The following is a 26,116-nucleotide window of genomic DNA, read 5'->3' on the forward strand; positions in this document are numbered from 1 at the left end:
CTCCCAGGTTCAGATTTCAGGAGGGTAAGATATGAGAAAAAAACTCCATGATAATGCTAAATTGATTGCTCATATATTAGAGAGAATAACAGCATATCCATTAATTATTATTGGAGGTTTAATGGTAGTTGTGGTATTAATCGGGACTTTTTGGCGTTATGTCCTCAGAAATCCTTTTCTCTGGACTGAAGAATTAGCTAGATATCTTATGATCTGGATGGCCTTAGTGGCTGCAAGTATATCTTTAAAAGAAAGAGAGCATGTTGGCATTAAATTAGTTATAGATAGATTTCCGCCAATTCCTAAAAAAATTATTATATTAATAACGCAATTATTTGTACTTCTATTTTTATATTACTTAACAAAAGAAGGTTTTGCAGCAGCTGTGCGGGCTACCAGACAGTCTTCTCCGGCTCTAGGAATATCAATGTTCTGGCCATTATTATCTGTACCGGTAGCAGGTTTATTAACAGGTATTCAGCAGATTCTTCAGATAATAATCGATCTAACAGCAGAGGAGGCAGTCTAAATGGTTCAATTTATAGTAGTCGTCTTTTTTCTATTTTTACTGGCAGGGACACCAATTGCTTTTGCCCTTGGTGTAACAGCAGTTTTGGCTTTTTTAAGAATGGATTCACCTGTTATTATGAGACTGATTCCACAGAATTTCTATTCAGGGATTGATATGTTTGCCCTAATGGCAATGCCTTTCTTTATGCTGGCTGGAGATATAATGAATAAAATTCAGATAACTCATAGGCTGGTTAAACTGGCTAATGTATTTGTCGGTCATATCCGAGGTGGCCTGGCCCATGTAAATATTTTAGTTAGTATCTTTTTTGCAGGGCTTACTGGTGCAGCAGTCTCTGATACAGCAGCTTTGGGTACAATGCTTATTCCAGCAATGGTCGAAGATGGTTATGATAAAGATTTTTCTGCAGCAATTACGGCGGCTTCATCGATAATAGGTCCAATAATTCCACCTAGTATTATCATGGTTATTTATGGATCACTGATGAATGTTTCAATAGCCGGGCTGTTTGCAGCTGGAGTTGTTCCAGGTGTATTGGTCGGTGGTTCACTGATGATTCTTGCAGGAATTATTTCAAAGAAGAGGAATTATCCAATTGGAGAGAAAAGAGCTTCTGTTAAAGAGATGGGAATAGCCTTTAAAGATGCCTTTATACCGCTTTTAATGCCAGTAATAATTCTTGGGGGTATTTTAAGTGGAGTCTTTACACCTACTGAAGCTGCTGCTATTGCTGTATTATATGCTCTATTTGTAGGTTTTTTTATCTTTAAAAATTTAAAATTAAAAGATATACCTGAGTTACTTTATAATATGGTAAAAAATTCAGGCTCAGTCTTTATAATTTTATCTGCTGCAGCAGTATTAGGCTGGATTTTATCTAATGAGCAGGTGCCGACAATGATCGGTAATATGATCTTAGGTTTTAGCGAAAATAAAATAGTTGTTCTACTTATCATAAACTTAATATTACTAATCCTTGGAATGTTTATGGATATGACGGCAGCTCTAATTATATTAGGCCCAATTCTTCATCCTCTGGCTGTCAGTGTTGGAGTTCATCCATTACATTTTGGGATAATAATGGTTGTTAATTTAAATATAGCATTAATGACACCACCATTAGGAGCCTGTTTGTTTGTTGCCTGTGGTATTTCACGGCTTTCTTTAGAAGAAATAACTGGTGAGATATGGCCGTTTATACTCTGCGAATTTGCAGTTTTAATGTTAATCACTTATGTCCCTGCAATTCCGATGTTTTTACCCAGATTGTTAGGTTTTGCCTAAAAAATTTGAAAGGAATATTCCTATGATATCAGATAAAGAAAAATTGATTAATCAGCTTCTAGATAATTATTGTGAAGAATCAACTATAAGTTTATTAAAAGAGATGATTAAGATTCCCAGCCATAAAAATGTTGAATGGCAGGAAGATAAACAGGTTGAATTTATAGGTAATTATCTAACTGAACATGGTATAACCAATATTGAATTAGAATATATCGAAGAAAACAGACCTAATATAATTGCAAAAATACCTGGAAATAAAACTGGTAGCAGTCTTTTGTTAAATGGTCATACCGATACAATTCCACCATATAATATGGTTATTCCACCCTATTCACCTGAGGTCAAAGATGGATATATTAAGGGCAGGGGATCAGTTGATATGAAGGGCTCTCTGGCTGCTATGATCTCTGCAATGGTTATAATTGCTGAGAATGATATAGAATTAAAGGGAGATTTAATTTTTGCAGGTGTTATAGATCAGGAGCAGCAATCTTTAGGCTCTGTAAAATTAATTGAAGATAAGATAGAGGCTGATTATGCTATAGTTGGTGAGCCAACAGACTTAAGGATATGTCATGCCCATAAGGGGATGGAATGGTATAAGATTGTAATTAAGGGACAATCTGCCCATGGAAGCACGCCAGAAAAAGGGCAGAATACAATCTATCATGGGGCCAGAATTGCTGCAGAGATAGAAAAACTTAATTTTAAATTAATGGATAGAGAAGACTCCTTTGTCAGCCCCCCGACTATTAATGTAGGTGTGATTTCTGGAGGCGATGATCCTAATATCGTTCCTAATATAACAATATTAGAGGTTGATAGAAGATATACACCTGAGGAAAGCCGGCAGAGTATTTATGAAGAAATCGATAGGCTACTGGCCAAGGTTAATTCAACCTATCCAGGCTATATTACTGAGGTCATTACAATGGAAGATAGAGTCTGTCCATTGAAGAATATTCCGCTTACTGGAATCAATAAAAATAAACTGACAGATTCGCTCCAAAATTCTTTAAGAAGATTTAGTGATAGAGATAATGGTTTAACATATTTCCGGGGCTGGAGTGATGCTGCTTTATTTGCAAATAAGCTAAAAATCCCATCCCTTGTTTTCGGTCCAGGCTTACCTGAAAAATGTCATTCTGGTGATGAAAGTTTGAAAATAGAAGATTTAATTACAGCAGTAAAAATCTATTTAAATGTAATCGTAGATATCTGTTATTAAATTGTTAGAAAAGAGGGAGAGACTATGTATGATTATTTAATTAAAAATGGAAATGTGTTTCTTGGCAAATATCAGGGCTGGCTGAAAGCTGATGTAGCGATAAAAGATGAAAAAATAGTTAGTTTAAAACCCAATATACCGGCTTCTGAAGCTAAAGAAGTTTTTTCTGCAAAGAATCAGGTTGTATCTGCAGGTTTTATAGATGTTCATACCCACGATGAGATGGAGATATTACAGTCAGGAACTGTCCCTGCTAAAATACCTCAGGGAGTAACAACAGTATTATTAGGTAATTGTGGTTTAGGTTTTTATCCGATTGTTGAAGATAGAAAAGAAGATTTAAAAGATTATAATAGTGGTATTTTTGATCTTGAAGGTGTTGAATTTGACTGGAAAGATCTTCAGGGATTCTCAAATAAATTAGAAAAAAGGGGTTTAGGGATTAATGCAGCTTCTCTGGTTGCTCATGGTTCAATCAGGCTGGCTGTTAAAGGATTTGATGATAGTAAGGCAACAGATGAAGAGCTGAAGATAATGGGACAGTTATTACAGGAAGCTTTAAACCAGGGAGCAGCAGGTATGTCTACAGGACTTTTATACCCGCCTAGTTCTTATGCAAATCAAAAAGAGATTGAATATCTTGTTAGTATCCTTGCTGAAAATAATAAGATTTATACTACTCATCTTAGAAATGAATCAGTTGAGCTTGAAGATTGCATAAAAGAAAATATAGAACTGGCTAGAAAAACTGGTGTTAAAGTTGAAATATCTCATTTGAATTTATCAGGAAAAGAGATCTGGGGTGAGTCAGATTATATTTTAGCATTATTTGATAAAGCAAGGGAAGAAGGTCTGGATATTCATGCAGATCAATATCCATATCAGGCAGGGTCAACTCTTATAACTGCGCTTTTACCTCAATGGTCGATGGTTGACGGGGTCGAAAATCTACTTGATCATCTTAAAAATACCAGCTGCTTTAGAGAAAAATTGACTGAAGATATTGAAACAGGTATACCTAACTGGGATAATATCATTAAATCGGCAGGCTGGGATAATATTATAGTAAACTCAGTACCTAAAGAATCTATGAAGAGATATCAGAATAAAAGTTTGAGAGAAATAGCTGATTTGATGGGGGAAGACCTCCATGATGCATTGTATAATTTAATCATTGAAGGAGAGGGACGGATAACAATTTTGATTTTTAGTACCAGTCAGGATGATGTTGATAATATCTTAGCTAATCCTGATATTCTTGTCGGTTCAGATGGGCTTACTATAAATGGCCATCCCCATCCCAGATTATATGGGACTTACCCTAAAATACTTGGAGAGGCTGTCCGTGAAAGAGAAATCTTATCGCTGGAAACAGCTCTTGATAAGATGACAAGGTTACCAGCTAATAAATTTGGTTTTGATGACAGAGGAACTATTGCAGAGGGGAAATATGCCGATATTGTTGTCTTTGATCCAGATGTAATTGAAGCTAAAGCCACTTATGAGAGACCATCACAATTAGCTAAAGGGGTTAATCTTTTGCTGATTAATGGGGAACCTGTATATAAGGATGGAAAATATCTTGATGAGAACAGACCAGGAAAATTTATTAGACTGTTTTAAAGTTCAGTCTATAATTGATAGAATATAGACAGGAGGTGGCTACCAATGTATAAGGTTAAGATTAATGGATTAACTCTAGAAATAATCCAGGGGAATATTGTTAAGCAGCCAGATCTTGATGGGATTGTTAATGCAGCCAATGCAGAACTTAAGATTGGTGGAGGTGTTGCAGGAGCTGTTCATAAAGCTGCAGGACCAGATTTAACAGAAGAGACTCGGCCTCTAGCTCCAATAGAGCCTGGTGAGGCAGTAATTACCGGTGGTCATAATCTTGAAAACAGTTATATTATCCATACCCTGGGACCTGTATATGGCAAGGATAAACCCGAGGATAAACTGCTTGGAGATTGTTATCAGAATAGCCTTAAAATAGCTGAAGACAACAAGCTTAAATCCCTGGGCTTTCCAGCTATATCAACCGGGGCATTCGGTTATCCGATTGAATCAGCTGCTGAAGTTACAATGAAGGCTATTAAAGATTATCTTGATAAAATAAATTATCTTGGAAAAATTAGATTTGTATTATTTAATGAATCAGATTTTGAGATCTATAAAAATTATGCTGAAAAGATATTTTAAAAGGATATTATTTGCCTGGCCTCTTATGGTCAGGCTTTTTGTTTTCTTTATTTTGAAGATAATAATAAATTGCACCACTAACAAAAACCAGGCCGGCAAGGAATATCCAGCTATTATGATAGTGATCATATTGGTCAGCCAATAAACCAAATAAAGGAGGACCAACCACTACTCCAGTTCTAAGAAAGATAAGTGATAAACCTGAAGCAATTCCTGTTTGTTCTGATCGCACTCTCTCCCCAACAACAGTAAAATATAGACCACTCCAGCCAAAAGCAGTGAGTCCAAGCAGGAATGAAATAGCAAGAATTATAAGCTGGCTACTTGCAAGCATATCTCCAAAGAATCCATAGCTTAAATTGAGTAATATAATAATCAACATAATTAATATAAAGCTGATAGTCCTGTCACCTTTGAAAATTGAGTCGCTGACCCAGCCCCAGAGAGTTCTTCCGAAGATACCTCCGATTTGAACTACACCTAAAGCAAATCCTGCCAGAGATGAACTATAACCTAAATCAGTAGTTAGAAATAGAGTATAATGGGCTGGAATAGATCCGACTGCCAGACCAAAAATAAGTCCTAAAGAACAGGTAAGTATTAATTGTTTATTTTTTAGTAGTTCTAAAATATTATCCTTAAAACTGGCGTCAGAATTATTATCATTGTTGTTAAGAGAAGTATCAGGGTTATAGGCTTTTTTAACAAAAATACCTAAAGCTATTGTTAAAAGACTTGATATTAGAATTGCTCCTCTCCAACCAAGGCTTATAGCCAGAATTGGTAAAAGTGTAGCTCCGGCAAAACCACCAATGCCGCTACCTGAATGCATTAGCCCCATGGATAAACCCCGGTTTTCAGGTTTGACTTCATCCATGATTGATTTATTTACAGCTGGCGTAATAATGCTAAAGCCGATGCCGGTTATAAATGCTAAAATTAAAATGATGCTGTATACTGGTGAGATTGTATGGGCCAGCATTAGAAAGCCAATGCTGAAGATACCAAAAAGCAATGTCTTTTTTGAACCTACCTTATCAACAATATTGCCGCTGAAGATGGCGACACCAGTGGCTGATAAAAATAAAAATGTTGAGTAAAGACCGGCTTCTGTTCTGGAAATACCGAAGTCATCCTGGATAAAAGGCATTAATGACTGGATGCCCTGGATATTAATAAAAGCTCCCATATAACCAGTGGAAAGGATAAATAATAATTTCCATTGCAGTCCATTCTTAAGTTCATCTATCTTGTTTAACATTTTGGTTAATTACCTCCTTTAAATAGTATATCTTTATTTAAGTAATTCTTCAATCTAATTGCTAATAACTTTTTCTATCCTTGATATCTTATCTGCTTTATATCGATAGTATATTAACATTACACTGATATAGAAATAGAATTATTTCAGATAATATTGTAATTAGTTTTACAACAGGGGATTTTTATAATAAGATAAGTATTGAAATATAAAAATGAGGTGGATATAAATATGTCAGAATTAAAAGATGCAATAATTTTAAGTGATTTTGATGGGACAATAACAGTTGATGATACTAACAATGCAATCTTTGCCAACTTTAATCAGAGAGAATCAGAAGATATAGTTGATCACTATCGTAATAATCAGGATGAATTAGGGATTAGATGGCTTTTAGCAGAGCAATATAAGAGTCTTGATATAACTAGAAGACAGTTAAAAGAGTTTGTAATAAATGAAGTCCCAATTGAACCAACCTTTCCAGAGTTTTTAGAATTTATTCAGGAAAATAATTTTACCTTTGCTGTTTTAAGTGGAGGTTTTCAGGATTATATAAAAATACTATTAAAACATTATAATATTGAAAAGGACTTTCCTGTTTATGCAAATAAACTGGTATTTCCAGAGGATGACGATTCTAATCGCAATTATATTAAGGCGGAATTTGCCTATCCTCCGGAGGAATCATTATCTGAATTTGGACCTGTTCCAACACCAAAGGGAATGATTATTAATAAGTATCAGGAAGAAGGCTTACCGATATTTTATCTTGGAGACGGCAGGACTGATCGGCATGCCATCGGTAGAGCTGATTATATTTTGGCTAAAAAAGGGAGTTTTTTAGAAGGATTCTGTAATGATAAAGACTGTGATTTTTATGTATTTGAAGACTTTATTGAGGCTAAAGAGTATATAGTTGATAAGTTGAAGAAAGAGAAGAGATAAAAGAATAGTAGGATAAATATAATAAATAAAAAAGCCCCACCAAGGAACTTGCTGTATTATCAGCAGTTCTGGTGGGGTTTAATTTATGGTAGGGTATTTGTTTTTATAAGAAGATAGTTCCTGCTGGTCCCAGTGGTAGACCAAAGAAGAACCAGATTATTAATAATACTGTCCAGGCAACCATAAATGCGATTGAATACGGGACCATTGTTGATATTAGTGTTCCTAGACCAATATCCTCATCCCATTTCTGCGCAAAGGCGATTATTATTGCAAAATATGGCATTAAAGGTGTAATAATATTTGTTGTTGAATCACCAATTCTATATGCCATCTGAGCAAACTCTGGTGAATAACCTAACTGCATAAGTAGAGGAACAAAGACCGGGGCCATGATTGCCCACTTGGCTGAAGCGCTACCGACAAATAAGTTGATAAATCCTGAAACCAGGATAAAGACAATTATGAATGGTAGGCCAGTAAATCCTATAGTTTCAAGGAATTCAGCACCGCTGATAGCTAAAATAGTACCGATATTTGTCCAGTCGAAATAGGCAACAAACTGACCGGCAGCAAAGGCCAGAGCAACATATGCACCCATATCGGCCATCGATTCTTCCATGAATTCAGCGACTTCATCGCTGGACTCAATTGTCCCGGCAGCCTTACCATAAACAATACCTGGAATTAAGAAGAGCAGTGTAATTAACGGCACCATACCGCCGACAAATGGCGAAGCACCTTCAATTAATTCGCCTTCCGGGCTCCTTAAAATTCCACCTTCAGGCACTGTCATAATCAATAGAATTATAATACAGATTAAAAAGGCAATTCCTGCAGCTTTTAAACCTCTGCTTTCTCTTGGAGTAATCTCATCCATATCTTCAGTATATTCTCCGGTATATTCTCCAAAACGAGGGGCAACAATTTTCTCAGTTACCCAGGTACCGACAATAGTTATAACAAAGGTTGAGACGATCATAAAATAATAGTTAACTGAGGGGTCGACCATATAACCTGTATCAAGGATATGAGCAGCCTCCTGGGTTATACCAGCTAGCATTGGATCCAGTGTTCCTAATAATAGGTTGGCACTGAAACCACCTGAAACACCGGCAAAAGCAGCTGCCAGACCGACTATAGGATGGCGACCTTTAGCTGAAAAGATAATAGCTCCTAATGGAACAAGTACAACATAACCGGCATCAGAAGCAATATTTGACATGATACCTGCAAAGACAATTGCTGAGGTGATGTATTTATCAGGTGCACCCATAACGAACTTCTTCAGGGCAGCAGAAATTAAACCACCTTTATCAGCAACACCAACACCAATCATAGCGACTAAAACAACGCCTAATGGAGCAAAACCTGTAAAGTTATCGACAGCTTCTGTAAGCATTTGCTGGAAGCCTTCGACGGAGAGCAGGTTAAATGCTTCGATTGTCTCTCCAGTGGTAGGATGTTCAACCTGAATACCCAGTCCAGATATTAATGCTGAAACTAAAATAACTAATAAGGCCATAATAAAGAATAATATCAATGGATGGGGTAAACGGTTTCCTACCCGTTCAATCCTGTTTAGAAAAGCATCTGTTAAACCAGAGCTTTCCTGTGGATTTGAGTTAGACATATTAATCCTCCTTTAGAATAATATTTTAATAATGTAAAGTGTTAAAAAAGTATAAAAAAATTGGACTTTTCACAATCCTTAATAATGTTAACATATATGCTAAACATTTTACAAGGTATTTTAGCAGTTAATTTTATTCATTATATATTTTTAAAAAAACACTTGCAGGATTGCCCACTTGATGATATAATGTTTATTGCGTCTTAAGAAAGAAATAAGTTTAGGATGTTATAAAATGAATCAGCCAGATAATTATTATATGGATATTGCCCTTGAAGAGGCCAGAAAAGCAGCTGCTAAGCTGGAAGTTCCAGTTGGTGCTGTGGTGGTTAACTCAGGCCAGATTATCGGCAGAGGCCATAATCTACGGGAGGCAAGTCAGGATCCGACCAGCCATGCTGAAATGATAGCAATCAGGGCTGCCGCTAAAGAGATTGGTTCCTGGCGATTAGAAGAGGCTGATTTATATGTTACATTAGAACCCTGTCCGATGTGTGCAGGGGCAATTCTTCAGGCAAGATTAAAGAAAGTTGTTTATGGAGCTACAGATCCTAAAGCTGGGGCTGCAGGAGCATTATATAATCTGCTTGAAGATAATAGATTTAACCATCAGGTTGAACTGGTTACAGGTGTTAGAGCCGAAGAGTCCAGTCAGCTTTTAAAAGATTTTTTCCGCCAATTACGATTGGGGAAGGATGGGTGAGTCTGGCTGAAACCGCTCGACTCGAAATCGAGTAGGCACTTAATAGTGCCTCGAGGGTTCGAATCCCTCTCCTTCCGCCATAAGAGAATAATCCATTAATTAAGTCATAGACGGAGAGGTGTCCGAGTCTGGCTTAAGGGGCTCGCCTGGAAAGCGAGTGTAGGCTCACGTCTACCGAGGGTTCGAATCCCTCCCTCTCCGCCATTATATATTTTGCAATTTTGCTTATAAAGTTTGGCCGTACTAGATGGGGTGGTAGCGGTGCCCTGTAACCTGCAAGCCGCTATAGCAGGATCGAAGGCCGTGCTGAGGGCTTCTCCTTTGGGGGTCTGGCCCTGATAAGTGGTGTTGACAATTGGGTCTCACGCAATGAAGCTTTGCGAACCCCGTCAGGTCCGGGAGGAAGCAGCGGTAAGCAAATGTCTTCATGTGCCGTGAGGGTACCTGGTTCGAGCTAACTGTCAGGGTAACGCCTTGGAGGAGATGTTCGAAGCCGGTGTACGGCCAATTTTTTTTAAAACAGGGAGGATAAAAATGGCTTTTCTCTCGCTTTATCGAAAATATCGTCCTAAAAACTTTTCAGATTTAGTTGGACAGGAGCAGGTCGTTCAGACTCTAAAGAATTCAATAGAGTTTGAGCGAATTTCTCATGCCTATTTATTTGCCGGACCTAGAGGGACTGGAAAGACTTCTACTGCTAAGGTTTATGCCCGTGCGTTAAACTGTCTTGAAGAAGAACGAATTGAACCCTGTGGTCAATGTGAGAACTGTAAAAGGATTGATAATGATCAATCTATGGATTTAATTGAAATTGATGCTGCTTCTAATCGTGGAATTGAGGCTATTAGAGAGTTAAGGGAGAAAGTTAAATTTTATCCAGGTGAAGGCCGGTATAAAATTTATATTATTGATGAGGTTCATATGCTGACCAATCAGGCCTTTAATGCTCTCTTAAAAACTTTAGAGGAACCGCCAGATAAGGTTATCTTTATTCTGGCTACAACTGAGCCCCATAAAGTTATTCCGACAATTTTATCCCGGTGTCAGCGCTTTGATTTTTCACTATTAACCCAGCAGGAGATTGCCAGTCGTCTTGAATATATCTGTCAGGAAGAGAATATTCAGTATGAAAGAGAGGCTTTAAACCTAATTGCCTACAGTTCCAGTGGCGGTATGCGAGACGCTATCAGTCTTTTAGATCAGGCTATCTCTTATTCTGGCAAGGATATTTCTTTAGAACAGATAGAAGAGATGTTAGGCCGGGTTAAAGTTAAGACACTTTCAAGGTTTGTTAATTATCTGGCTGAAAATGATACTGCTGGAGCTATTGAGCTCTCAGGCCAGCTACAATCGGCTGGGAGAACAGTTGGCAGAATTGTTTCAGATTTAATAGATTATTGTCGGCAGTTAATGTTGATTGCCAATGATAGTCCTAAACTGGCTTATAGAGGGCTGGATTCCGGGAGAAAGAACTTACTGGAAAATGATAGCAAGCTCTTTTCAGCAGATGAAATCAATTATATAGTTTCTAAGTTGACTGAACTTGATGGTCAGCTCCGTTATGCTGAAAGGCCTGATATCTTACTGGAGCTAACTCTGGTCAGGTTGACTGATCCGGCAGCTGATGAAAGCAGGGCCGGTCTGGCCAGACGATTAACTGAAATTGAGGATAAATTGGCTGCAATTGAAAGCGGTCAGGGTATCTCTTTTGCTCCAGAGGAGGAAGTTTTAGTAGAAGCTGAGAAAAAATCAGTGGAAACTAAATCCTCAGGGGGATCCAAATCTTCAGTGGAGCCTGAAACTAAAGATAAATCTGTTGATAAAATAGCACAGAATACTCAAAAGGACTCTGTTTCTGAACAAAGATTTGAAAAATCTGATAAAATAGATAGTATAAGACAGGCTGAAAGTTCAGATTCCAGGGGTAAAAAAGTTGCTCAGAGTTCTAAAAATACTGAAAGCAGGCCAATTCCAGAAAAAACCTGGCAGAAGATCTTAAATGATATCCGAAATGAGGATATTAGAACTCATGCCATGGTTAAGGAGAGCCAGTTGCCGATTAGAAAAGGCGATAAGCTTAAATTCATTTTTTCTAAAGATAAACAGTTCCATTATCAACAGGCTGCCAAGCAATCTGCTCTTATAGAGCGAGTTGTTAATCAGTTGGCCAGTGAAAATTTAACTGTTCAGCTGGAGATAGAGGGCGAAAAGAATATTAATGATAATAGAGAAGGTGGCTCTGGAAATTTTAGTAAAGGGGAAAGTTCTTCGCAAAATAGCTCAAATAGAAGTTCACAGGGAGAATTTCCTCTATTAAAGGAAGCCCAAAAAGTCTTTGGAGGAAGAATTATTAAAGTTTCAGATGAGATGATTTCTAATTTTAAAGGAGGTAATAAAAATGAACATGAAGAAAATGATGAAACAGGCACAACAGATGCAGGCTAAAATGGAGAAAATGCAGGAAGAACTTAAGGAGAGAACTGTTGAAGCAACTGCCGGTGGTGGCGTTGTAAAAGTAGTTGTTAACGGTAAATTTCAGGTGCTGGATCTAGAGATAGACCCGGATGCAGTTGATCCTGATGATGTTGAAATGCTTGAAGATTTAGTTCTAGCAGCTATTAATGAAGGTATGAGAGATGTCCAGGATATGATTAATGATGAGATGGGCGATCTTACCGGAGGAATGAATCTGCCGGGGATGTTTTAAATGTACCGCTACCCGAGAGCATTCAATCGGCTTAAGGCCGAGTTAGAAAAACTGCCTGGAATTGGCTCCAGAACAGCCACCAGGCTTAGTTTTCATCTTTTAGAGAGGCAGCAGGTTGATCTAGATGAATTAGCCCAGGCGATTACTTCAATCAAAAGGGATATTCAGTTCTGCCAGGAATGCCATAATCTAACATCTGAAGAGCTCTGTTCGATCTGTCAGGAGGACAGGAATACGGATATAATCTGTATTGTTGAGAGCCCTGGAGATGTTATCGCCATGGAAAAAACTGGTGAATTTAGAGGGGTCTATCATGTGCTTCATGGTCTGATTTCTCCTCTGGATGATATTGGGCCTGAAGAGTTGTCTCTTGAAAATTTAGAAGAAAGAATTAGAAAATTTAATACTAAAGAGGTTATTATTGCAACAGATCCCAGCGCTGAGGGAGATGCAACTGCTTTGTATTTGCAGAAAAAGTTGGCAGATTTAGATGTTAAATTGTCAAGGCTTGCCCAGGGGTTACCTGCCGGTGGAGATCTTGAATATGCTGATGAAGTAACCCTTTCCAGGTCTCTGGCCGGGCGCCAGGAGATCCAATAAAATTTGACCCTATTCTGGTTTATCTCAGAATAGGGATTTTATTTTTGATGCATAAAATCTATTTATTTATCTGGTAAAGCGTAAAAGCTATAATTGAGTTGGAATATACAATATTTTTAAGACAGTATAGATTGATCGGTGCTGGTGTTGGACTGGAGCTGCCCCGGAGCAGACCCGGAGCAATCCCGCAGCATTCCCGGAGGAATCCCGGAGCAGAACTGGATATGAATTGGAGTTATTTAATAGAAAAGTAGAATTAATCAAGTGAAAAATAGAAATCTCGGCTAAGTTTTAATTTAGCCGAGATTTTTTATTTGCTTATTATATTTTAATTAACTTATAATCTCTGTTACCCAGGCCTAATTCTTCAGCATATTCGATCTGCCTGACACCACCATCAGTTGAAGTATGGATTAATTTGAATTTGTTTTCTCCTATAGCAGTCCCTGCATCTTCAGGTAAGGCTGTTCCAGAAAGAGCCTCTGCTTTAACTGTAAGGTCTAGAGAGGCCTGTTCTAAGGCAACAGGGTCTTTACTGGCCAGGATACCCTGGTCTCTGATTAATGGTTGATCACTCCAGGGGGAACAGTCACAGTCAGGGGTGACATTATTGACAAAGTTGACATAGCCGGCTTTATTATCTATTGATTTAAGGACTCCAGCTGTAAATTCGACCTGGCGCTCCTGGACTTCCATGCTGCCACCTTCCCATTCGATTGAGATGGCATCAGTCGGGCAGGTGACAACACATTCGCCACAGCCGATACATTTTTCTTCTATTATGAAACTTTTATCATCATTAATTTCAATGGCATCCTCTGGACAGTAGAGAACGCATTCTTTGCATTTGATACAGTGTTCTTCTGTGATTGAAGGCTTTACAGTTGAATGCATCATCTGCTTGCCACTCCGGCTTCCTAGACCCATTCCGATATTTTTGAAGGTTCCACCAAAGCCTGTCAATTGATGGCCTTTAAAATGGGCCAGACTGATCATTCCATCGGAATTGCAGATTTCACTGCCAATTTTAACATAATCAAAATGTTTTAGTCCAACTTCAATTTCAAGATATGACTTGCCAGTGATCCCATCTGCTATAATTAATGGTGCTCCAACTGTACTGTAGCCAAAACCATTTTTATGGGCAGTATGTAAGTGATCGACACTATTGGCCCTTTCGCCAACATAAAGGGTATTGGCATCAGTTAGAAAAGGCTTGCCGCCGGCTTCTTTAATGGCCTCGACAATTCTTCTGGTATAGATAGGCCTGATAAAGGCTGTATTTCCAATCTCTCCAAAATGCTGTTTGATTCCGATTAAGTCATCTTCTTCAATTAGGCTATCAAAACCTGCACGTTTAAATAATCTATATAGTTTTTCGATCATACTCTGGTTTTTCTGACTCGCTCTAGTTGATGCATAAAATACTTTTGAACTCATAATATTATAGATACCTCCTGTGTTTTTAATAATTACTTTCTGCTTTTTCTTTACTTCTATATAAGTTAAGAAACTCCTCCATTTGTCTATCATAATCGTCGGTTATCTTGACAGTTGCTAGAAAATCTGTTAAACTAGATCAAATATTATGTTACGGCTAGAACAAATTTTTAAAGGCAAAAACTTTTAGGAGGTTTAATTAATGTACTCAAGAGAGGAAAAAATTCTTGGAGAAGCCTTAACTTTTGATGATATTCTTCTGGTTCCTTCTTATTCAGAGGTCGTTCCTGCTTCTGTTTCTACTGATTCAGATCTGACTGATAATATTAGTTTAAAGGTGCCGATTTTAAGTGCTGCCATGGATACAGTTACTAATTCTGATATGGCAATTGCCATGGCCAGGGAAGGCGGATTAGGAATAGTTCATAAGAATATGGGCCCTGATGAGCAGGCTGCAGAGATCGATCGGGTAAAACGTTCAGAAAGTGGAGTTATTATTGATCCCTTTTATTTAGGGCCAGATGATCTGATTAGAGAGGCAGAAAGTTTGATGTCACGGTTTAGAATTTCAGGGGTTCCAATTGTAGATGAAGATAGAAAACTGGTTGGTATTTTAACCAATCGGGATTTGAGGTTTATTGAGAATTATGATCGGCCAATTTCAGAGGTTATGACTTCGGATGATTTGGTAACCGGTCCTGTAGATACAACCTTAGAGAAAGCCAAAAAGTTATTGCAGGAGCATAAGATTGAAAAACTGCCACTGGTAGACGATGATAATGTCTTGATGGGTCTGATTACGATAAAGGATATTGAAAAGGCCAAAAAGTATCCTGATGCAACTAAGGATAAGAATGGCAGACTCCAGGTTGGTGCTGCAGTTGGGGTTGGCGATTCTGAATTTGCCCGGGTTGAAAAGTTGATTGAGGCAGAGGTTGATCTAATTGTAATTGATACTGCCCATGGCCATTCCTCTGGAGTAATAGAGATGGTAAAGCGGGTAAAGAGCAATTACCCTGAGGTCGATCTAATGGCAGGTAATGTGGCAACTTCTGAAGCTACTGAGGCTTTATTTGCTGCCGGTGCTGATATTGTTAAGGTTGGTATCGGGCCAGGCTCTATCTGTACAACCAGGGTCGTTGCCGGTGTCGGTGTTCCTCAGATTTCAGCTGTAATGAATGCTGCCAGCATTGCCCATAAATATGATAAGACGATAATAGCTGATGGCGGTATCAAGTATTCTGGTGATATTGTTAAGGCTATTGCAGCTGGCGCAGATGCTGTCATGGTCGGAAGTATTCTGGCTGGAACAGAGGAGAGCCCGGGGCAGAAAGAAATTTATAAAGGCCGTAGTTTCAAGGTTTATCGTGGTATGGGTTCAATGGAGGCCATGAAAAAGGGCAGTAAGGATAGGTATTTCCAGGCTGAGGCTGAGGCCGACAAGTTGGTTCCAGAAGGAATTGAGGGCAGGGTACCATTTAAAGGACCTCTATCAGATACGCTCTATCAGTTAGCTGGTGGACTCCGTTCAGGTATGGGCTATTGTGGTACTAAAGATATAGATACATTAAAGCGAGAAGGCAAATTTATCAAGATTACATCGGCTGGTTTAAAAGAGAGCCATCCACATGATATAAGCATTACAAAAGAGGCTCCTAATTACAGTGTCGATTAGATTGTATTCTATTTAACTGTAAATAATAAACTCTAGAGTTAAGCTATAATATAGTGTAATAAAAATATTCCAATGTATATAGCTTGAGGGGGTTATCTTTAGTGGAAGAGACAGAAAAGAATTTGAAAGAAGTTGTGATTATTGGAGCCGGACCAGCTGGTTTAACTGCTGCGATTTATTCTGGTAGATCAGGCCATAAGCCTGTTGTTATTGGAGGAGAACAGCCTGGTGGCCAGATTATAAATAGTAGCACCCTGGATAATTTTCCAGGTTTTCCAGAGGGGTTATCCGGACCTGATTTTGGTCAGAAGATGATTGAGCAGGCAAGCAGGTTTGAGGTTGAACTTGATTTTGATATTGTTGAAGAGGTTGATTTTTCTGAAAGACCTTACAGGGTTGATACAACTTTAGAATCCTATTATGCTAAAACGATTATTATAGCAACAGGCGCTAAGCCAAGACAGCTTGGCCTGCCTAATGAAAATAAATTGACTGGTAATGGAGTCTCCTATTGTGCTACCTGTGATGGGGCTCTTTATAGAGATAAGGTTGTTGCTGTTGTAGGCGGCGGTGATGTTGCACTAGAAGAGGCTGATTTCTTAACAAGATTTGCCAGCAAGGTTTATTTAATTCATAGAAGAGATGAGTTTAGAGGCTCTGAAATTTTATCCAGGAGAGTTAGAGAGAATCCTGATATAGTCTGTTTATGTAGCAATGAGGTTGAAGAATTATTAGAGGATAAAAATGGTCTTTCTGGCATTAGAATTTTTGATAAGAAAAAAGGCAAGACAGATGTTCTAGATGATGTTGATGGAATCTTTATTGCAATAGGTTATATTCCAAATAATAGTTTATTTAAAGAGAAATTAAAATTAAATGATGCCGGATATATCATTACAAATGATAAACAGGAGACTAACTTACCAGGTGTTTATGCAGCCGGGGATATTCAGGATCAGAGGTATCAACAGGTTATAACTGCTGCAGCCAGCGGTGCTAAAGCAGCTATGGAGTTAGATGCATATCTAAACGAATAAAAAGCCAGGATTTTTCAGGGTGCCAGTGGGCACCCTTTTTTTGTTTTTATTATTGTGGTATCATTAACTTAATAACTTGTTTTTGAGAGGGGTTCATTAATCGATGTCAGGATTATTTATCACACTTGAAGGTCTTGAAGGTTCAGGCAAAACCACCCAGCAGAAATATATTGTTGATGAATTAAGGGATAAAGGTTTTGATGTTCTTTTAACCAGGGAACCTGGTGCCACAAGGCTTGGAAAAAGAATCAGGGAGCTTTTATTAGATCCGGAATGGAGCGAGATGACTCCCAGGGCAGAGATACTCTTATTTGCTGCTGATAGGGCCCAGCATGTTGAAGAGGTTGTAAAACCTGCATTAAAAGCTGGTAAGATTGTAATTTCAGATAGATATTTTGATTCTAATCTTGCCTATCAGGGCTATGGGCGGGGGCTGGATATAGAAATAGTAAAAAAGATTAATCTCTGGGCTGTTGATTATCTGAAACCAGATTTAACTTTCTTTTTAGATCTGCCAGTGGAAGTTGGTCTGGCCAGAGCCAGGGCTCAGACAGTTGATAAATTAGGGGATAGACTGGAACGGGAAGAACTTAAATTTTATCAACAGATTAGAGATGGCTATTTAAAACTTGCTGAAGAATCAGAGCGGTTTAGAGTTATAGATGCTAATAGATCAATTAAAGAAGTTAAGGTTGATATTCTGCAGGTAATTGAGGAGATGATATAAGATGACTGAAGAATCTCCAAAGATGAAGATGGTTATTGCGATTGTCAATGATAGTGATGCTGATAGTTTACAGAGAAATTTAAATAAAGCCCGTTTTCAGACGACTAAACTCAGTAGTAGTGGCGGGTTTTTAAGAGAGGGCAATACAACATTTTTGATCGGTACAGAGGCTAAGTATTTAGATGAGTTAATTGAAGTCTTAAAAGAAAATTGCGAGCATAGAGATAAAACTGTTCCCTCGATGTCGCCTGTAGCCAATACTTTAGAGGATCATTATTCATTTCCAATGCATGTAGAGGTTGGTGGGGCAACAGTTTTTGTTATAGATGTAGAGCAGTTCTATAAAATTTAGAGGTGAAATTGATGGCATTTGCTGATATACCAGATCAGGAGAAGGCGAAAAAATTAATAAAAAATCAACTTAATAACCAGCGTTTAAGTCATGCCTATTTATTTTTAGGGCCAGAGGGAGTTGGTCAGAAAGAACTTGCTAAAACCCTGGCCAAAACTTATTTCTGTAAAAATATGACTGAAGATAGTTGCGAAGAATGCAGCCAGTGTATTAAAGTTAAGCATTCTAATCATCCAGATTTTGATTTACTGGAAGCTGAAGATAATAAAGATCAGATCGGGATTGACCTTATTCGTGAGCTGCAAAAGCGGATAGCTTATAGACCTTATGAAGCTCAGCACCGGTTCTTTATAATTGCAGGTGCAGATAAGATGACTGAACAGGCAGCTAACTCGCTTTTGAAAACTTTAGAAGAACCTCCAGATTATGCAACGCTTATCTTAATTGCAGAGGATGAGAGTAAAGTTTTACCAACTATTCTCTCCCGTTGCCAGCAGGTCAGGTTTGAATATTTATCAGATGAAATTTTAGTAAGCTATTTTAAACAGCAGGGTATAAAAGGTGAAAATCTGAATCTTATGGTCCGGCTGGCCAAAGGAAGTTTAGTCCAGGCAGAAAAGATTATAGATAATAGAGAAATTTTTCAAAAAAGAAATCAGGTTTTTCAGTTTTTAGTTGGTTTAGCAAATAAATCGAGAGTTGAAGTTTTTAGAGAAGTTGATAAGTGGAAAGAATGGTATGAGGAGGGTTTACCTCTATTTGATTTGCTTATAGACTGGTATAGAGATATAATAATAGTTAGAGATGTAAAAACAGATCAGATTAATAATCAGGATTATATAGATTCTATAAAGACTTTACGTGAGAAATGTTCAAAGGCAGAACTTATTAAAGAATTAGAACTTATTCGAGAAGTTACTGCCAGTATAAATGCAAATGTGAAAATTGAATTGGCTCTCCAATATTTATTATTAAAGTTGCGAATTAAGAGGTGTAAATATGAAGAAAGTTGTAGGAGTAACATTTCGTCCGGCAGGTAAAATATATTATTTTGATCCGAAGGACTTTGAATTAGAGAAAAATGATTATGTTATAGTTGAAACTTCAAGGGGAATAGAGTTTGGAATGGTAGTTGCTATTCCTAAAAAAGTTGAAGAAGAAGAACTGGTATCTCCATTAAAACCGGTTATTAGAGAGGCGACAATTGAAGATAAGGTTAAGTATGATGAAAATAAAGAATTGGAACGAGAGGCTTTTAAAATATGTCTTGATAAAATTGAAAACCATGGCTTACCAATGAAGCTGGTTGATGTTGAATATACATTTGATCATAATAAAATTATCTTTTATTTTACTGCTGATGGTCGAGTTGATTTTAGAGAGCTGGTTAAGGATTTAGCCAGGGTCTTCAAAACAAGGATAGAGCTTAGACAGATTGGGGTTAGAGATGAGGCCAAGCATTTAGGAGGTTTAGGACCCTGTGGGATGCCTACCTGCTGCACAAGATGGCTTAGAGAATTTAAACCTATCTCAATAAAGATGGCTAAAAAGCAGGATTTATCTTTAAATCCATCGAAAATTTCAGGGCTCTGTGGTCGACTTATGTGCTGCCTCAGGTATGAATCTGATTCATATAGGAAAATGAAAAAAGAAATGCCTTCATATGGAGAGAAAGTTGAACTGGAGACCGGCACAAAGGGTAAGGTTGTTGACAGGAATTTGATTAAGAAGACAGTTAAAGTGTCTATAGATGGTGAATCGATAGTTGTTAATGTTGATGATCTTGAAGATTATGATTTAGATAAATAGGGGGTTTATATGATGGATGAGGAAATTTTAAGCACCCTGGCTTACTTTCAGGAAGAGATTGAAGAACTTTCTCAAAAATTTCAAAAACTTAAAGATATAACTTATAAATTGTATAAAGAGAATGAAGAGCTGGAAAAAGAGAATAACGACTTAAAGAGGTTACTTTTTGAACAGAATGATAAATCTGATGAAGAGGATATAACCCCCACCCAGAGAGCATATAGTAATTTAGCCCATTTATATCAGGAAAATTACCATATCTGCCATTTGAGTTTTGGAGAAAAACGTCATGGAGACTGTTTATTCTGTCTTCAGCTTTTAGAGAACCAGATGGAGGAGGGCAGAGCGATATGAGAGGAAAATTATATATCTGCCCGACGCCAATAGGAAATCTAGAAGATATAACTTATAGGACAATCAGGACTTTAAAAGAGGTTGATTTAATTGCCTGTGAGGATACAAGAAGAACTGGCAGGCTCCTTAAACATTTTGAAATAGATAATGATTTAATCAGTTATCATGAGCATAATGAAAAAATGCGAACTGAAGAAATTATTGGTAAACTGAAAATGAATCAGGATATTGCTTTAGTAAGTGATGCAGGTATGCCAGGGCTATCTGACCCTGGCGAGATATTAATTAAAGCAGTTGTAAATGAAGGTGTTGAGGTTATCCCATTACCTGGGCCATCAGCTGCTATTCCTGCTTTAGTAGCCTCTGGCTTTGCCACAGGTAGATTTGTTTTTGAAGGTTTTCTTCCTAGAAAAGGTCAGGAGAGAAAAGATAGGCTTGCCAGTATAAAATTAGATGAGAGGACAACAATTATTTATGAATCTCCTTATCGCACTCAGGATACTATAGCTGACCTGGCTGATATCATGGCTGATAGAGAAATTGCTCTAATTAGAGAGATTAGTAAAATTCATGAAGAAAAGATTTATGGAACGGCAGCAGAGATTAAAGAAAAGATCTTTGACAGAGAGATAAAAGGCGAAATTGTAATAGTTATCTCAGGAAATCAATCATTATCTGAAAAAGAGAAGCTAACTGATCTTTCAATACTGGAACACCTTGAATTATTAATTGAAAATGGTTATACTAAGAAAAAAGCAATTAAAGAAGTATCTAAAATAAGAGGGCTTCCTAAAAGTGAGGTTTATAAGGAAGCTATTGCAATAGATGCAAGGCCTGAATTTAGAGATGGAAATTAGTAGAGAGAGGGGAAACTTATGGCTGAAAAAACTTTTTATGTGACTACACCAATTTATTATCCAAGTGATCGTTTACATATTGGTCATGCTTATACAACAGTTGCTGCAGATGCAATTGCAAGGTATAAAGATTTAAGAGGTTATGACACCATGTTTTTAACAGGGTCTGATGAGCATGGGCAGAAGATTGAGAGAAAAGCAGATGAAGCTGGCAAGGAGCCTCAAAATTATGTTGATGAGATTGTTGCCACTTTTATAGATCTCTGGGATAGATTAGGAATTGATTATGATCAATTTATTAGAACTACAGATAATAATCATGAAGAAGTCGTTCAGGAGATTTTTAAGCAGCTTTATGAACAGGAGGATATCTATTTAGGAAAATATGAAGGTTGGTATTGTACTCCCTGTGAAACCTTCTGGCTTGATCGTCAATTAGAGGGGGATGAAAAGGTCTGTCCTGATTGTAATCGACCTCTGGAATGGGTTGAAGAAGAAAGTTATTTCTTTAAAATGAGCAAGTATGCTGATAGGTTGCTTAAACATATTAAAGATAATCCGAAATTTATACAGCCTGAATCCAGGCGGAATGAAATGATTAGTTTTATTGAAAGCGGACTTGATGATTTGAGTGTTTCCAGAACAACTTTTGACTGGGGGATTGAGGTTCCAGTTGATTCTGATCATGTGATTTATGTCTGGATAGATGCACTAAGTAATTATATAACTGCAATGGGCTATAATAGAGACGAGTCTAAGTTTAATAAATACTGGCCAGCTGATATTCATATAGTCGGTAAAGATATTTTAAGATTCCATACAATTATCTGGCCAATAATATTAATGGCTCTAGATTTACCCTTGCCAGATCAGGTCTTTGGTCATGGCTGGTTGTTGAGTGATACTGGAAAGATGTCCAAGTCAAGAGGTAATGTTGTTGACCCTATCGAGTTGATTAATGATTTTGGCAGAGATGCAATCAGGTATTATCTTTTGCGGGAAGTTTCTTTTGGTGCTGATGGAACCTATTCAACTGAGGCTTTAATCCAGAGAATTAATTCAGATTTAGCCAATGATTTAGGGAATCTTCTTCACAGATCGTTATCAATGGTTGAAAAATATTTTTCAGGTGAAATTCCTGAACCAGCTGCAGAAACAGAATTTGATAGCAGCTTAAAGGAACTTGCAGCTATAACTGTGGAAAAAGCTGCAGATGAAATAGAAGAACTCAGGTATACAAAAGCTTTAGAAGAGATCTGGCAATTTGTTAGAAGGGCTAATAAATATATTGATCAGACTGAGCCTTGGGTTTTGGCCAGAGATGAAAATAATCGTGAAAAGCTGGGAACAGTACTTTATAATTTACTTGAATCTTTAAGGATAATTGGAATACTTTTAAAGCCATTTTTAGTAGATACACCTGCAGAGATAGGTAAGCAGCTTGGTATTCAAAAAGAAATTAAAGATGCCAGCTGGCAGGATTTAGATTGGAATGGTCTGCCATCAAATAGAACTATAGCTAAAGGGGAACCGATATTCCCGAGAATTGATCTTGAAAAGTATTATGAGGAAAAAGAAAAATTAAATGGTGCTAAAGAAAAACAGGAGGAAGAAATAGTGGAAGAAGGGCTTATTAGTTTTAATGATTTCCAGGAAATTGATTTAAGGATTGCGACTATAATTGAAGCTGAAAAAATTGAAGATAGCAATAAATTATTAAAATTACAGGTAGACTTAGGCACTGAAAAAAGGCAGATAGTGGCTGGTATAGCGAACTATTACCAACCGGAAGATTTAATTGATAAGCAGATCATGATGGTGGCGAATTTAGAACCGGCTAAGATATTTGGAGTGAAATCTCAGGGTATGTTATTAGCTGCGAGAGATGATCAAAATGAGGAGTTGACAGTAATCAGTCCTGCTAAACCAATAAAAGCAGGGAGTCCTGTAAGCTAATTCATAAAAAAATAGGCTTAAAATCGATTTATTTACTAATATATCGATTTAGGCCTTGTTTTTTACCATAACTTGTGAAATAATAATCTATATAAATACATTTTAAGGAGTGAGGAGAATGAAAGATAGAGAATCAATTCCAAAGGCTACGATAGAAAGGTTACCATTATATTACAGATGCCTTGATAAATTAGCTAATTTTGAAGATGTAGATGTTGTGTCTTCAAAAGACTTAGGAGGAAGATTAGGAATACCTCCAACCCAGGTTAGGAAAGACTTGTCTTATTATGGTGAATTTGGGCGCAGGGGAGTAGGTTATGATGTTTTTGATCTCAAAAGATCAGTAGGCAGAATTTTAGGAGTAGATGAGGTCTGGACAACAATTTTAGTAGGGGCAGGAAATCTTGGCAGAGCTCTTGTAGATTATAAAGGTTTTGAGAAAATGGGTATGAAGCTAGTAGGTGTAATGGATGCTGATCTGTCAAAGATCGGTAATAAAATTGGCGGCGTTGAAGTCCAGAGTATCAAAAAGATGGACGAAATTGTCAGTGAAAATGATGCTAAATTAGGAATAATAACAGTACCTACTGATGCAGCTCAGGAAGTTGCTGATGAAATGATAGAATCAGGAATTAAAGCTATTTGGAATTTTGCTCCAACCCGTTTACATGTACCTGAAGATGTGACAGTTAGAAATGAAGATCTTGCTATTGGAATTGTGAGCTTAATATATCATTTAAGCTGGAAAAAGCGAGATGAGGAAGAAGGTAAGTAAATTATAAATGCCAGCCTAAATATAAAGGCTGGCATTATATATATATCTTACTTTTTTTGATAAAACGAGAGATTGATTTTGTCTAAATTAAATTTTCCTGGATTAAAGATGAATTCAGTATTTCCTAAAAAAAGATAGCCTTCATCTTTTAAGTTTTCTGTAAATTTTTCTGTTAATATATCTTTTTGTTCTTTAGTTAAATAAATAAAGAAATTACGACTTAAAATTAAATCCCAGTTTGATGAATATCTTTCGTTTATTAAATCTTTTTTTTCAAATCTTACTGCATTCTTAATTTTTTTAGACAACTGGAAAAGGTCGTTTTCATCTGGCACAGGCTCAAAGTATTTATCCATTAATCTATCTGGAACATTTTTTAGTGAACTAGAATTATAGCAGGCTTTTTTAGCTTTCTTGAGGATTTCTTTATCAAGGTCGCTGGCTAGAATTTCATATTCACTATTATTTAAACCTAATTCATTTAATATAATTGCAATTGTATAGGGTTCGGAGCCGTTAGAGCATGGTGCACTCCAGATCTTTATTTTGTCATTGTTTTTCTTAATCAACTCTGGTAAGACCTTATTTTCAAGATACTTAAAACTTTTTGGGTTTCTGAAAAACTCTGATGTATTGATAGTAAAATGGTTTAAGTAGGCATCTTTAAATGAATCGTCAGTTTTAAGCATTTTAATACAATCTTCATAATCATCAATATTATGTCTCCGCATGAGGCTATCAGTTCTTCGCTGAACTCTTTTTAATTTATAGCCGTCAAAATTTATATTTAATAAGTTAGCTGCTTCGTCTTTAAAACTTTCAAAATTCAAAGTTAATTCATCTCCTTATCGATTAGTTTAATAATATGGGCCGGTATTTCATATCTAGGGAGTATTTTATCATAAGCACCGGCTTTGATTGTTGTACCAGGCATACCATAAACAAGGGCAGTGCTTTTTGCTTCTACAATTCCATAGCCTCCATGCTTTTTAATATCGGTCATACCTTCGCCGCCATCGTGCCCCATTCCGGTTAAAATAACTCCAATAATTCTTTTTTGATAATTGTTGGCCAGGGATTTTAACATGTAATCTGCACAGGGTCTTACTCCCCAATTTTTAGGTCTTTGGTCTAATTCAGCCTCTCCTTCTGAATTAAAACTGAGATGATAATCTCCAGGAGCTATTAGAACATGGCCAGGTTTTAGTTTATCACCATGTTTGGCTTCTTTGACATGAAGATTAGATTGCTGATTAAGCCTCTTGGCAAGCGAAGTTGTAAAGCCTGCGGGCATATGTTGAACAATAGCTATAGCACCAGGAAAGTCTTTCGGAAAAGCAGTTAAAACATCTTTTAAAGCTTTAGGTCCTCCTGATGATGAACCGATAGCTATGATAGGGAAATTAGTATCTGTAAAGCTGGTATTTTCTATTTTATTTTTGATTGATTTTTTAAGCTTGAAATCAGCTATAGAAGAATTTTTTTGATTATTTTCGGCATTTATTGAAACTTTTATTTTCTCTTGAAGCTCATCTATGATATCATCTATATTAAGGGAGATAGAACCTGATGGTTTTGGTATGAAGTCAAAAGCCCCAATTTCAAGAGCTTTCATAACTGTATCACGATTATCTAGTGCACTAACCATTATTACAGGGATTTCAGGGTAATTCTTATTTATTTCCTTTAAAGTGGTAAGCCCATCTTTAATAGGCATTTCTATATCTAAAGTTATTACATCTGGTTTATTATCCTTGATTTTCTTTAATGCATCTTTTCCATTCCGTGCAGTTTCTATAACATTTAATTTGATATCTTTTTCTATAGAATCTTTGAAAAGCTTTCTCATGAAAGCAGAGTCATCTACAATCATTACTTTTATCATATAAATCCTCCTGACTATGAAAGGGCCTATATATATTTATTCTTTTAAAAACGTTAAAATCCTGCAATTAATTATGAGACTAACTATATAGAGTCAAGTGATTTTTAAAAAATATTTTTAGAGATATATTGGCATGACAAATATAGCAATT

At 36.9% G+C, this 26,116-nt stretch carries 25 protein-coding genes, 2 tRNA genes and 1 other RNA gene; 23 read left to right on the forward strand and 5 right to left on the reverse strand.

What is annotated here, in order from left to right; translation table 11 throughout:
• The first annotated feature begins 31 nt into the window (after positions 1-31).
• The 5 genes from I0Q91_RS12835 to I0Q91_RS12855 are packed head-to-tail and all read left to right on the forward strand — an operon-like array spanning position 32 to position 5,249.
• Positions 32-529, forward strand: a complete 498-nt coding sequence (locus tag I0Q91_RS12835; RefSeq protein WP_270455020.1) for a TRAP transporter small permease — start codon at positions 32-34, stop codon at positions 527-529.
• Entirely contained in the window at positions 530-1,816 is a 1,287-nt protein-coding gene (locus I0Q91_RS12840) for a TRAP transporter large permease (protein WP_270455022.1), read from the forward strand.
• 22 nt (positions 1,817-1,838) lie between these two features.
• Positions 1,839-3,047 (forward strand): M20 family metallopeptidase, encoded by a 1,209-nt coding sequence (locus tag I0Q91_RS12845; protein ID WP_270455024.1) that lies wholly within the window; start codon positions 1,839-1,841, stop codon positions 3,045-3,047.
• A 24-nt stretch (positions 3,048-3,071) separates the two neighbouring features.
• The gene (locus tag I0Q91_RS12850; protein WP_270455025.1) at positions 3,072-4,670 is read left to right on the forward strand and encodes an N-acyl-D-amino-acid deacylase family protein; all 1,599 of its coding nucleotides are present in this window, start codon (positions 3,072-3,074) and stop codon (positions 4,668-4,670) included.
• 45 nt (positions 4,671-4,715) lie between these two features.
• Positions 4,716-5,249 (forward strand): macro domain-containing protein, encoded by a 534-nt coding sequence (locus I0Q91_RS12855; protein ID WP_270455026.1) that lies wholly within the window; start codon positions 4,716-4,718, stop codon positions 5,247-5,249.
• A 7-nt stretch (positions 5,250-5,256) separates the two neighbouring features.
• Here I0Q91_RS12855 and I0Q91_RS12860 read toward each other — a convergent pair whose 3' ends face one another.
• A complete protein-coding gene (locus I0Q91_RS12860; RefSeq protein WP_270455027.1) occupies positions 5,257-6,510 on the reverse strand; it encodes an MFS transporter in 1,254 nt (417 codons plus the stop codon).
• Between the two features lie 231 nt (positions 6,511-6,741).
• Between I0Q91_RS12860 and I0Q91_RS12865 the strand changes: the two genes are divergently transcribed.
• On the forward strand, positions 6,742-7,455 hold the full coding sequence (locus I0Q91_RS12865; RefSeq protein ID WP_270455028.1) for an MtnX-like HAD-IB family phosphatase: 714 nt from the start codon (positions 6,742-6,744) through the stop codon (positions 7,453-7,455).
• Between the two features lie 103 nt (positions 7,456-7,558).
• Here the strand turns inward: I0Q91_RS12865 and I0Q91_RS12870 are convergent, their stop codons facing one another.
• Entirely contained in the window at positions 7,559-9,088 is a 1,530-nt protein-coding gene (locus I0Q91_RS12870; protein ID WP_270455029.1) for an AbgT family transporter, read from the reverse strand.
• Positions 9,089-9,323: 235 nt separating this feature from the next.
• Between I0Q91_RS12870 and tadA the strand changes: the two genes are divergently transcribed.
• The 7 genes from tadA to recR all read left to right on the forward strand — a co-directional run bounded on the left by tadA (position 9,324) and on the right by recR (position 13,098).
• Positions 9,324-9,791, forward strand: coding sequence for a tRNA adenosine(34) deaminase TadA (gene tadA, locus I0Q91_RS12875; protein ID WP_270455030.1), 468 nt, complete (start codon positions 9,324-9,326; stop codon positions 9,789-9,791).
• A tRNA-Ser gene (locus I0Q91_RS12880) sits at positions 9,778-9,871 on the forward strand. Before tadA ends, I0Q91_RS12880 begins: the two co-directional genes overlap by 14 nt.
• Before the next feature lie 32 nt (positions 9,872-9,903).
• A tRNA-Ser gene (locus I0Q91_RS12885) sits at positions 9,904-9,995 on the forward strand.
• A 34-nt stretch (positions 9,996-10,029) separates the two neighbouring features.
• Positions 10,030-10,295: signal recognition particle sRNA large type (ffs, locus tag I0Q91_RS12890), an RNA gene on the forward strand.
• A gap of 30 nt (positions 10,296-10,325) precedes the next feature.
• The gene (gene dnaX / locus I0Q91_RS12895) at positions 10,326-12,236 is read left to right on the forward strand and encodes a DNA polymerase III subunit gamma/tau (RefSeq protein ID WP_270455031.1); all 1,911 of its coding nucleotides are present in this window, start codon (positions 10,326-10,328) and stop codon (positions 12,234-12,236) included.
• Positions 12,190-12,498, forward strand: coding sequence for a YbaB/EbfC family nucleoid-associated protein (locus tag I0Q91_RS12900; RefSeq protein WP_270455033.1), 309 nt, complete (start codon positions 12,190-12,192; stop codon positions 12,496-12,498). Before dnaX ends, I0Q91_RS12900 begins: the two co-directional genes overlap by 47 nt.
• Positions 12,499-13,098 carry a recombination mediator RecR gene (gene recR, locus I0Q91_RS12905; protein WP_270455036.1) on the forward strand — a complete coding sequence of 200 codons (600 nt, stop codon included), beginning with the start codon at positions 12,499-12,501 and terminating at the stop codon, positions 13,096-13,098.
• Between the two features lie 321 nt (positions 13,099-13,419).
• Here recR and I0Q91_RS12910 read toward each other — a convergent pair whose 3' ends face one another.
• Complete coding sequence (locus I0Q91_RS12910; RefSeq protein ID WP_270455038.1) at positions 13,420-14,538, reverse strand: DUF362 domain-containing protein; 1,119 nt, start codon at positions 14,536-14,538, stop codon at positions 13,420-13,422.
• A gap of 202 nt (positions 14,539-14,740) precedes the next feature.
• On the opposite strand from I0Q91_RS12910, the gene guaB reads away from it, so the two are divergent.
• The 10 genes from guaB (at position 14,741) to I0Q91_RS12960 (ending at position 24,080) form a co-directional block, all read left to right on the forward strand.
• On the forward strand, positions 14,741-16,213 hold the full coding sequence (guaB, locus tag I0Q91_RS12915; RefSeq protein ID WP_270455039.1) for an IMP dehydrogenase: 1,473 nt from the start codon (positions 14,741-14,743) through the stop codon (positions 16,211-16,213).
• Between the two features lie 101 nt (positions 16,214-16,314).
• The gene (gene trxB, locus I0Q91_RS12920) at positions 16,315-17,250 is read left to right on the forward strand and encodes a thioredoxin-disulfide reductase (protein WP_270455040.1); all 936 of its coding nucleotides are present in this window, start codon (positions 16,315-16,317) and stop codon (positions 17,248-17,250) included.
• A 103-nt stretch (positions 17,251-17,353) separates the two neighbouring features.
• Positions 17,354-17,977 carry a dTMP kinase gene (gene tmk / locus I0Q91_RS12925; RefSeq protein ID WP_270455041.1) on the forward strand — a complete coding sequence of 208 codons (624 nt, stop codon included), beginning with the start codon at positions 17,354-17,356 and terminating at the stop codon, positions 17,975-17,977.
• A 1-nt stretch (position 17,978) separates the two neighbouring features.
• On the forward strand, positions 17,979-18,329 hold the full coding sequence (locus I0Q91_RS12930) for a cyclic-di-AMP receptor (protein WP_270455042.1): 351 nt from the start codon (positions 17,979-17,981) through the stop codon (positions 18,327-18,329).
• Positions 18,330-18,340: 11 nt separating this feature from the next.
• Positions 18,341-19,369: a DNA polymerase III subunit delta' gene (gene holB, locus I0Q91_RS12935; RefSeq protein ID WP_270455043.1), complete on the forward strand. Its 1,029-nt coding sequence runs from the start codon at positions 18,341-18,343 to the stop codon at positions 19,367-19,369.
• A complete protein-coding gene (locus tag I0Q91_RS12940) occupies positions 19,329-20,138 on the forward strand; it encodes a PSP1 domain-containing protein (RefSeq protein ID WP_270455044.1) in 810 nt (269 codons plus the stop codon). The genes holB and I0Q91_RS12940 overlap by 41 nt, the downstream gene beginning before the upstream one ends.
• Before the next feature lie 12 nt (positions 20,139-20,150).
• Entirely contained in the window at positions 20,151-20,492 is a 342-nt protein-coding gene (locus tag I0Q91_RS12945; RefSeq protein WP_270455045.1) for an initiation control protein YabA, read from the forward strand.
• Complete coding sequence (rsmI, locus tag I0Q91_RS12950; protein WP_270455046.1) at positions 20,489-21,349, forward strand: 16S rRNA (cytidine(1402)-2'-O)-methyltransferase; 861 nt, start codon at positions 20,489-20,491, stop codon at positions 21,347-21,349. Before I0Q91_RS12945 ends, rsmI begins: the two co-directional genes overlap by 4 nt.
• A gap of 18 nt (positions 21,350-21,367) precedes the next feature.
• Positions 21,368-23,305 carry a methionine--tRNA ligase gene (gene metG, locus I0Q91_RS12955; RefSeq protein ID WP_270455047.1) on the forward strand — a complete coding sequence of 646 codons (1,938 nt, stop codon included), beginning with the start codon at positions 21,368-21,370 and terminating at the stop codon, positions 23,303-23,305.
• 118 nt (positions 23,306-23,423) lie between these two features.
• The gene (locus I0Q91_RS12960) at positions 23,424-24,080 is read left to right on the forward strand and encodes a redox-sensing transcriptional repressor Rex (RefSeq protein WP_270455048.1); all 657 of its coding nucleotides are present in this window, start codon (positions 23,424-23,426) and stop codon (positions 24,078-24,080) included.
• A 47-nt stretch (positions 24,081-24,127) separates the two neighbouring features.
• Here the strand turns inward: I0Q91_RS12960 and I0Q91_RS12965 are convergent, their stop codons facing one another.
• A complete protein-coding gene (locus I0Q91_RS12965) occupies positions 24,128-24,910 on the reverse strand; it encodes a CheR family methyltransferase (protein WP_270455049.1) in 783 nt (260 codons plus the stop codon).
• A 2-nt stretch (positions 24,911-24,912) separates the two neighbouring features.
• Positions 24,913-25,965 carry a protein-glutamate methylesterase/protein-glutamine glutaminase gene (locus I0Q91_RS12970; protein WP_270455050.1) on the reverse strand — a complete coding sequence of 351 codons (1,053 nt, stop codon included), beginning with the start codon at positions 25,963-25,965 and terminating at the stop codon, positions 24,913-24,915.
• Between the last annotated feature and the right edge of the window lie 151 nt (positions 25,966-26,116).

It is taken from the genome of Halonatronomonas betaini (genome assembly GCF_015666175.1).
Taxonomy (GTDB): Bacteria; Bacillota; Halanaerobiia; order Halanaerobiales; family Halarsenatibacteraceae; genus Halonatronomonas; species Halonatronomonas betaini.

What these genes read in the sequence shown, in the direction of transcription:
- I0Q91_RS12930 (WP_270455042.1), top strand. Translation starts at nt 17,979, where the DNA reads ATGACTGAAGAATCTCCAAAGATGAAGATGGTTATTGCGATTGTCAAT.
- guaB (WP_270455039.1), top strand. Translation starts at nt 14,741, where the DNA reads ATGTACTCAAGAGAGGAAAAAATTCTTGGAGAAGCCTTAACTTTTGAT.
- I0Q91_RS12960 (WP_270455048.1), top strand. Translation starts at nt 23,424, where the DNA reads ATGAAAGATAGAGAATCAATTCCAAAGGCTACGATAGAAAGGTTACCA.
- I0Q91_RS12940 (WP_270455044.1), top strand. Translation starts at nt 19,329, where the DNA reads ATGAAGAAAGTTGTAGGAGTAACATTTCGTCCGGCAGGTAAAATATAT.
- metG (WP_270455047.1), top strand. Translation starts at nt 21,368, where the DNA reads ATGGCTGAAAAAACTTTTTATGTGACTACACCAATTTATTATCCAAGT.
- dnaX (WP_270455031.1), top strand. Translation starts at nt 10,326, where the DNA reads ATGGCTTTTCTCTCGCTTTATCGAAAATATCGTCCTAAAAACTTTTCA.
- I0Q91_RS12900 (WP_270455033.1), top strand. Translation starts at nt 12,190, where the DNA reads ATGAACATGAAGAAAATGATGAAACAGGCACAACAGATGCAGGCTAAA.
- I0Q91_RS12845 (WP_270455024.1), top strand. Translation starts at nt 1,839, where the DNA reads ATGATATCAGATAAAGAAAAATTGATTAATCAGCTTCTAGATAATTAT.
- I0Q91_RS12870 (WP_270455029.1), bottom strand. Translation starts at nt 9,088, where the DNA reads ATGTCTAACTCAAATCCACAGGAAAGCTCTGGTTTAACAGATGCTTTT.
- I0Q91_RS12970 (WP_270455050.1), bottom strand. Translation starts at nt 25,965, where the DNA reads ATGATAAAAGTAATGATTGTAGATGACTCTGCTTTCATGAGAAAGCTT.
- I0Q91_RS12945 (WP_270455045.1), top strand. Translation starts at nt 20,151, where the DNA reads ATGGATGAGGAAATTTTAAGCACCCTGGCTTACTTTCAGGAAGAGATT.
- I0Q91_RS12850 (WP_270455025.1), top strand. Translation starts at nt 3,072, where the DNA reads ATGTATGATTATTTAATTAAAAATGGAAATGTGTTTCTTGGCAAATAT.
- holB (WP_270455043.1), top strand. Translation starts at nt 18,341, where the DNA reads ATGGCATTTGCTGATATACCAGATCAGGAGAAGGCGAAAAAATTAATA.
- I0Q91_RS12865 (WP_270455028.1), top strand. Translation starts at nt 6,742, where the DNA reads ATGTCAGAATTAAAAGATGCAATAATTTTAAGTGATTTTGATGGGACA.
- tmk (WP_270455041.1), top strand. Translation starts at nt 17,354, where the DNA reads ATGTCAGGATTATTTATCACACTTGAAGGTCTTGAAGGTTCAGGCAAA.
- rsmI (WP_270455046.1), top strand. Translation starts at nt 20,489, where the DNA reads ATGAGAGGAAAATTATATATCTGCCCGACGCCAATAGGAAATCTAGAA.
- I0Q91_RS12860 (WP_270455027.1), bottom strand. Translation starts at nt 6,510, where the DNA reads ATGTTAAACAAGATAGATGAACTTAAGAATGGACTGCAATGGAAATTA.
- I0Q91_RS12840 (WP_270455022.1), top strand. Translation starts at nt 530, where the DNA reads ATGGTTCAATTTATAGTAGTCGTCTTTTTTCTATTTTTACTGGCAGGG.
- I0Q91_RS12910 (WP_270455038.1), bottom strand. Translation starts at nt 14,538, where the DNA reads ATGAGTTCAAAAGTATTTTATGCATCAACTAGAGCGAGTCAGAAAAAC.
- recR (WP_270455036.1), top strand. Translation starts at nt 12,499, where the DNA reads ATGTACCGCTACCCGAGAGCATTCAATCGGCTTAAGGCCGAGTTAGAA.
- tadA (WP_270455030.1), top strand. Translation starts at nt 9,324, where the DNA reads ATGAATCAGCCAGATAATTATTATATGGATATTGCCCTTGAAGAGGCC.
- I0Q91_RS12835 (WP_270455020.1), top strand. Translation starts at nt 32, where the DNA reads ATGAGAAAAAAACTCCATGATAATGCTAAATTGATTGCTCATATATTA.
- I0Q91_RS12855 (WP_270455026.1), top strand. Translation starts at nt 4,716, where the DNA reads ATGTATAAGGTTAAGATTAATGGATTAACTCTAGAAATAATCCAGGGG.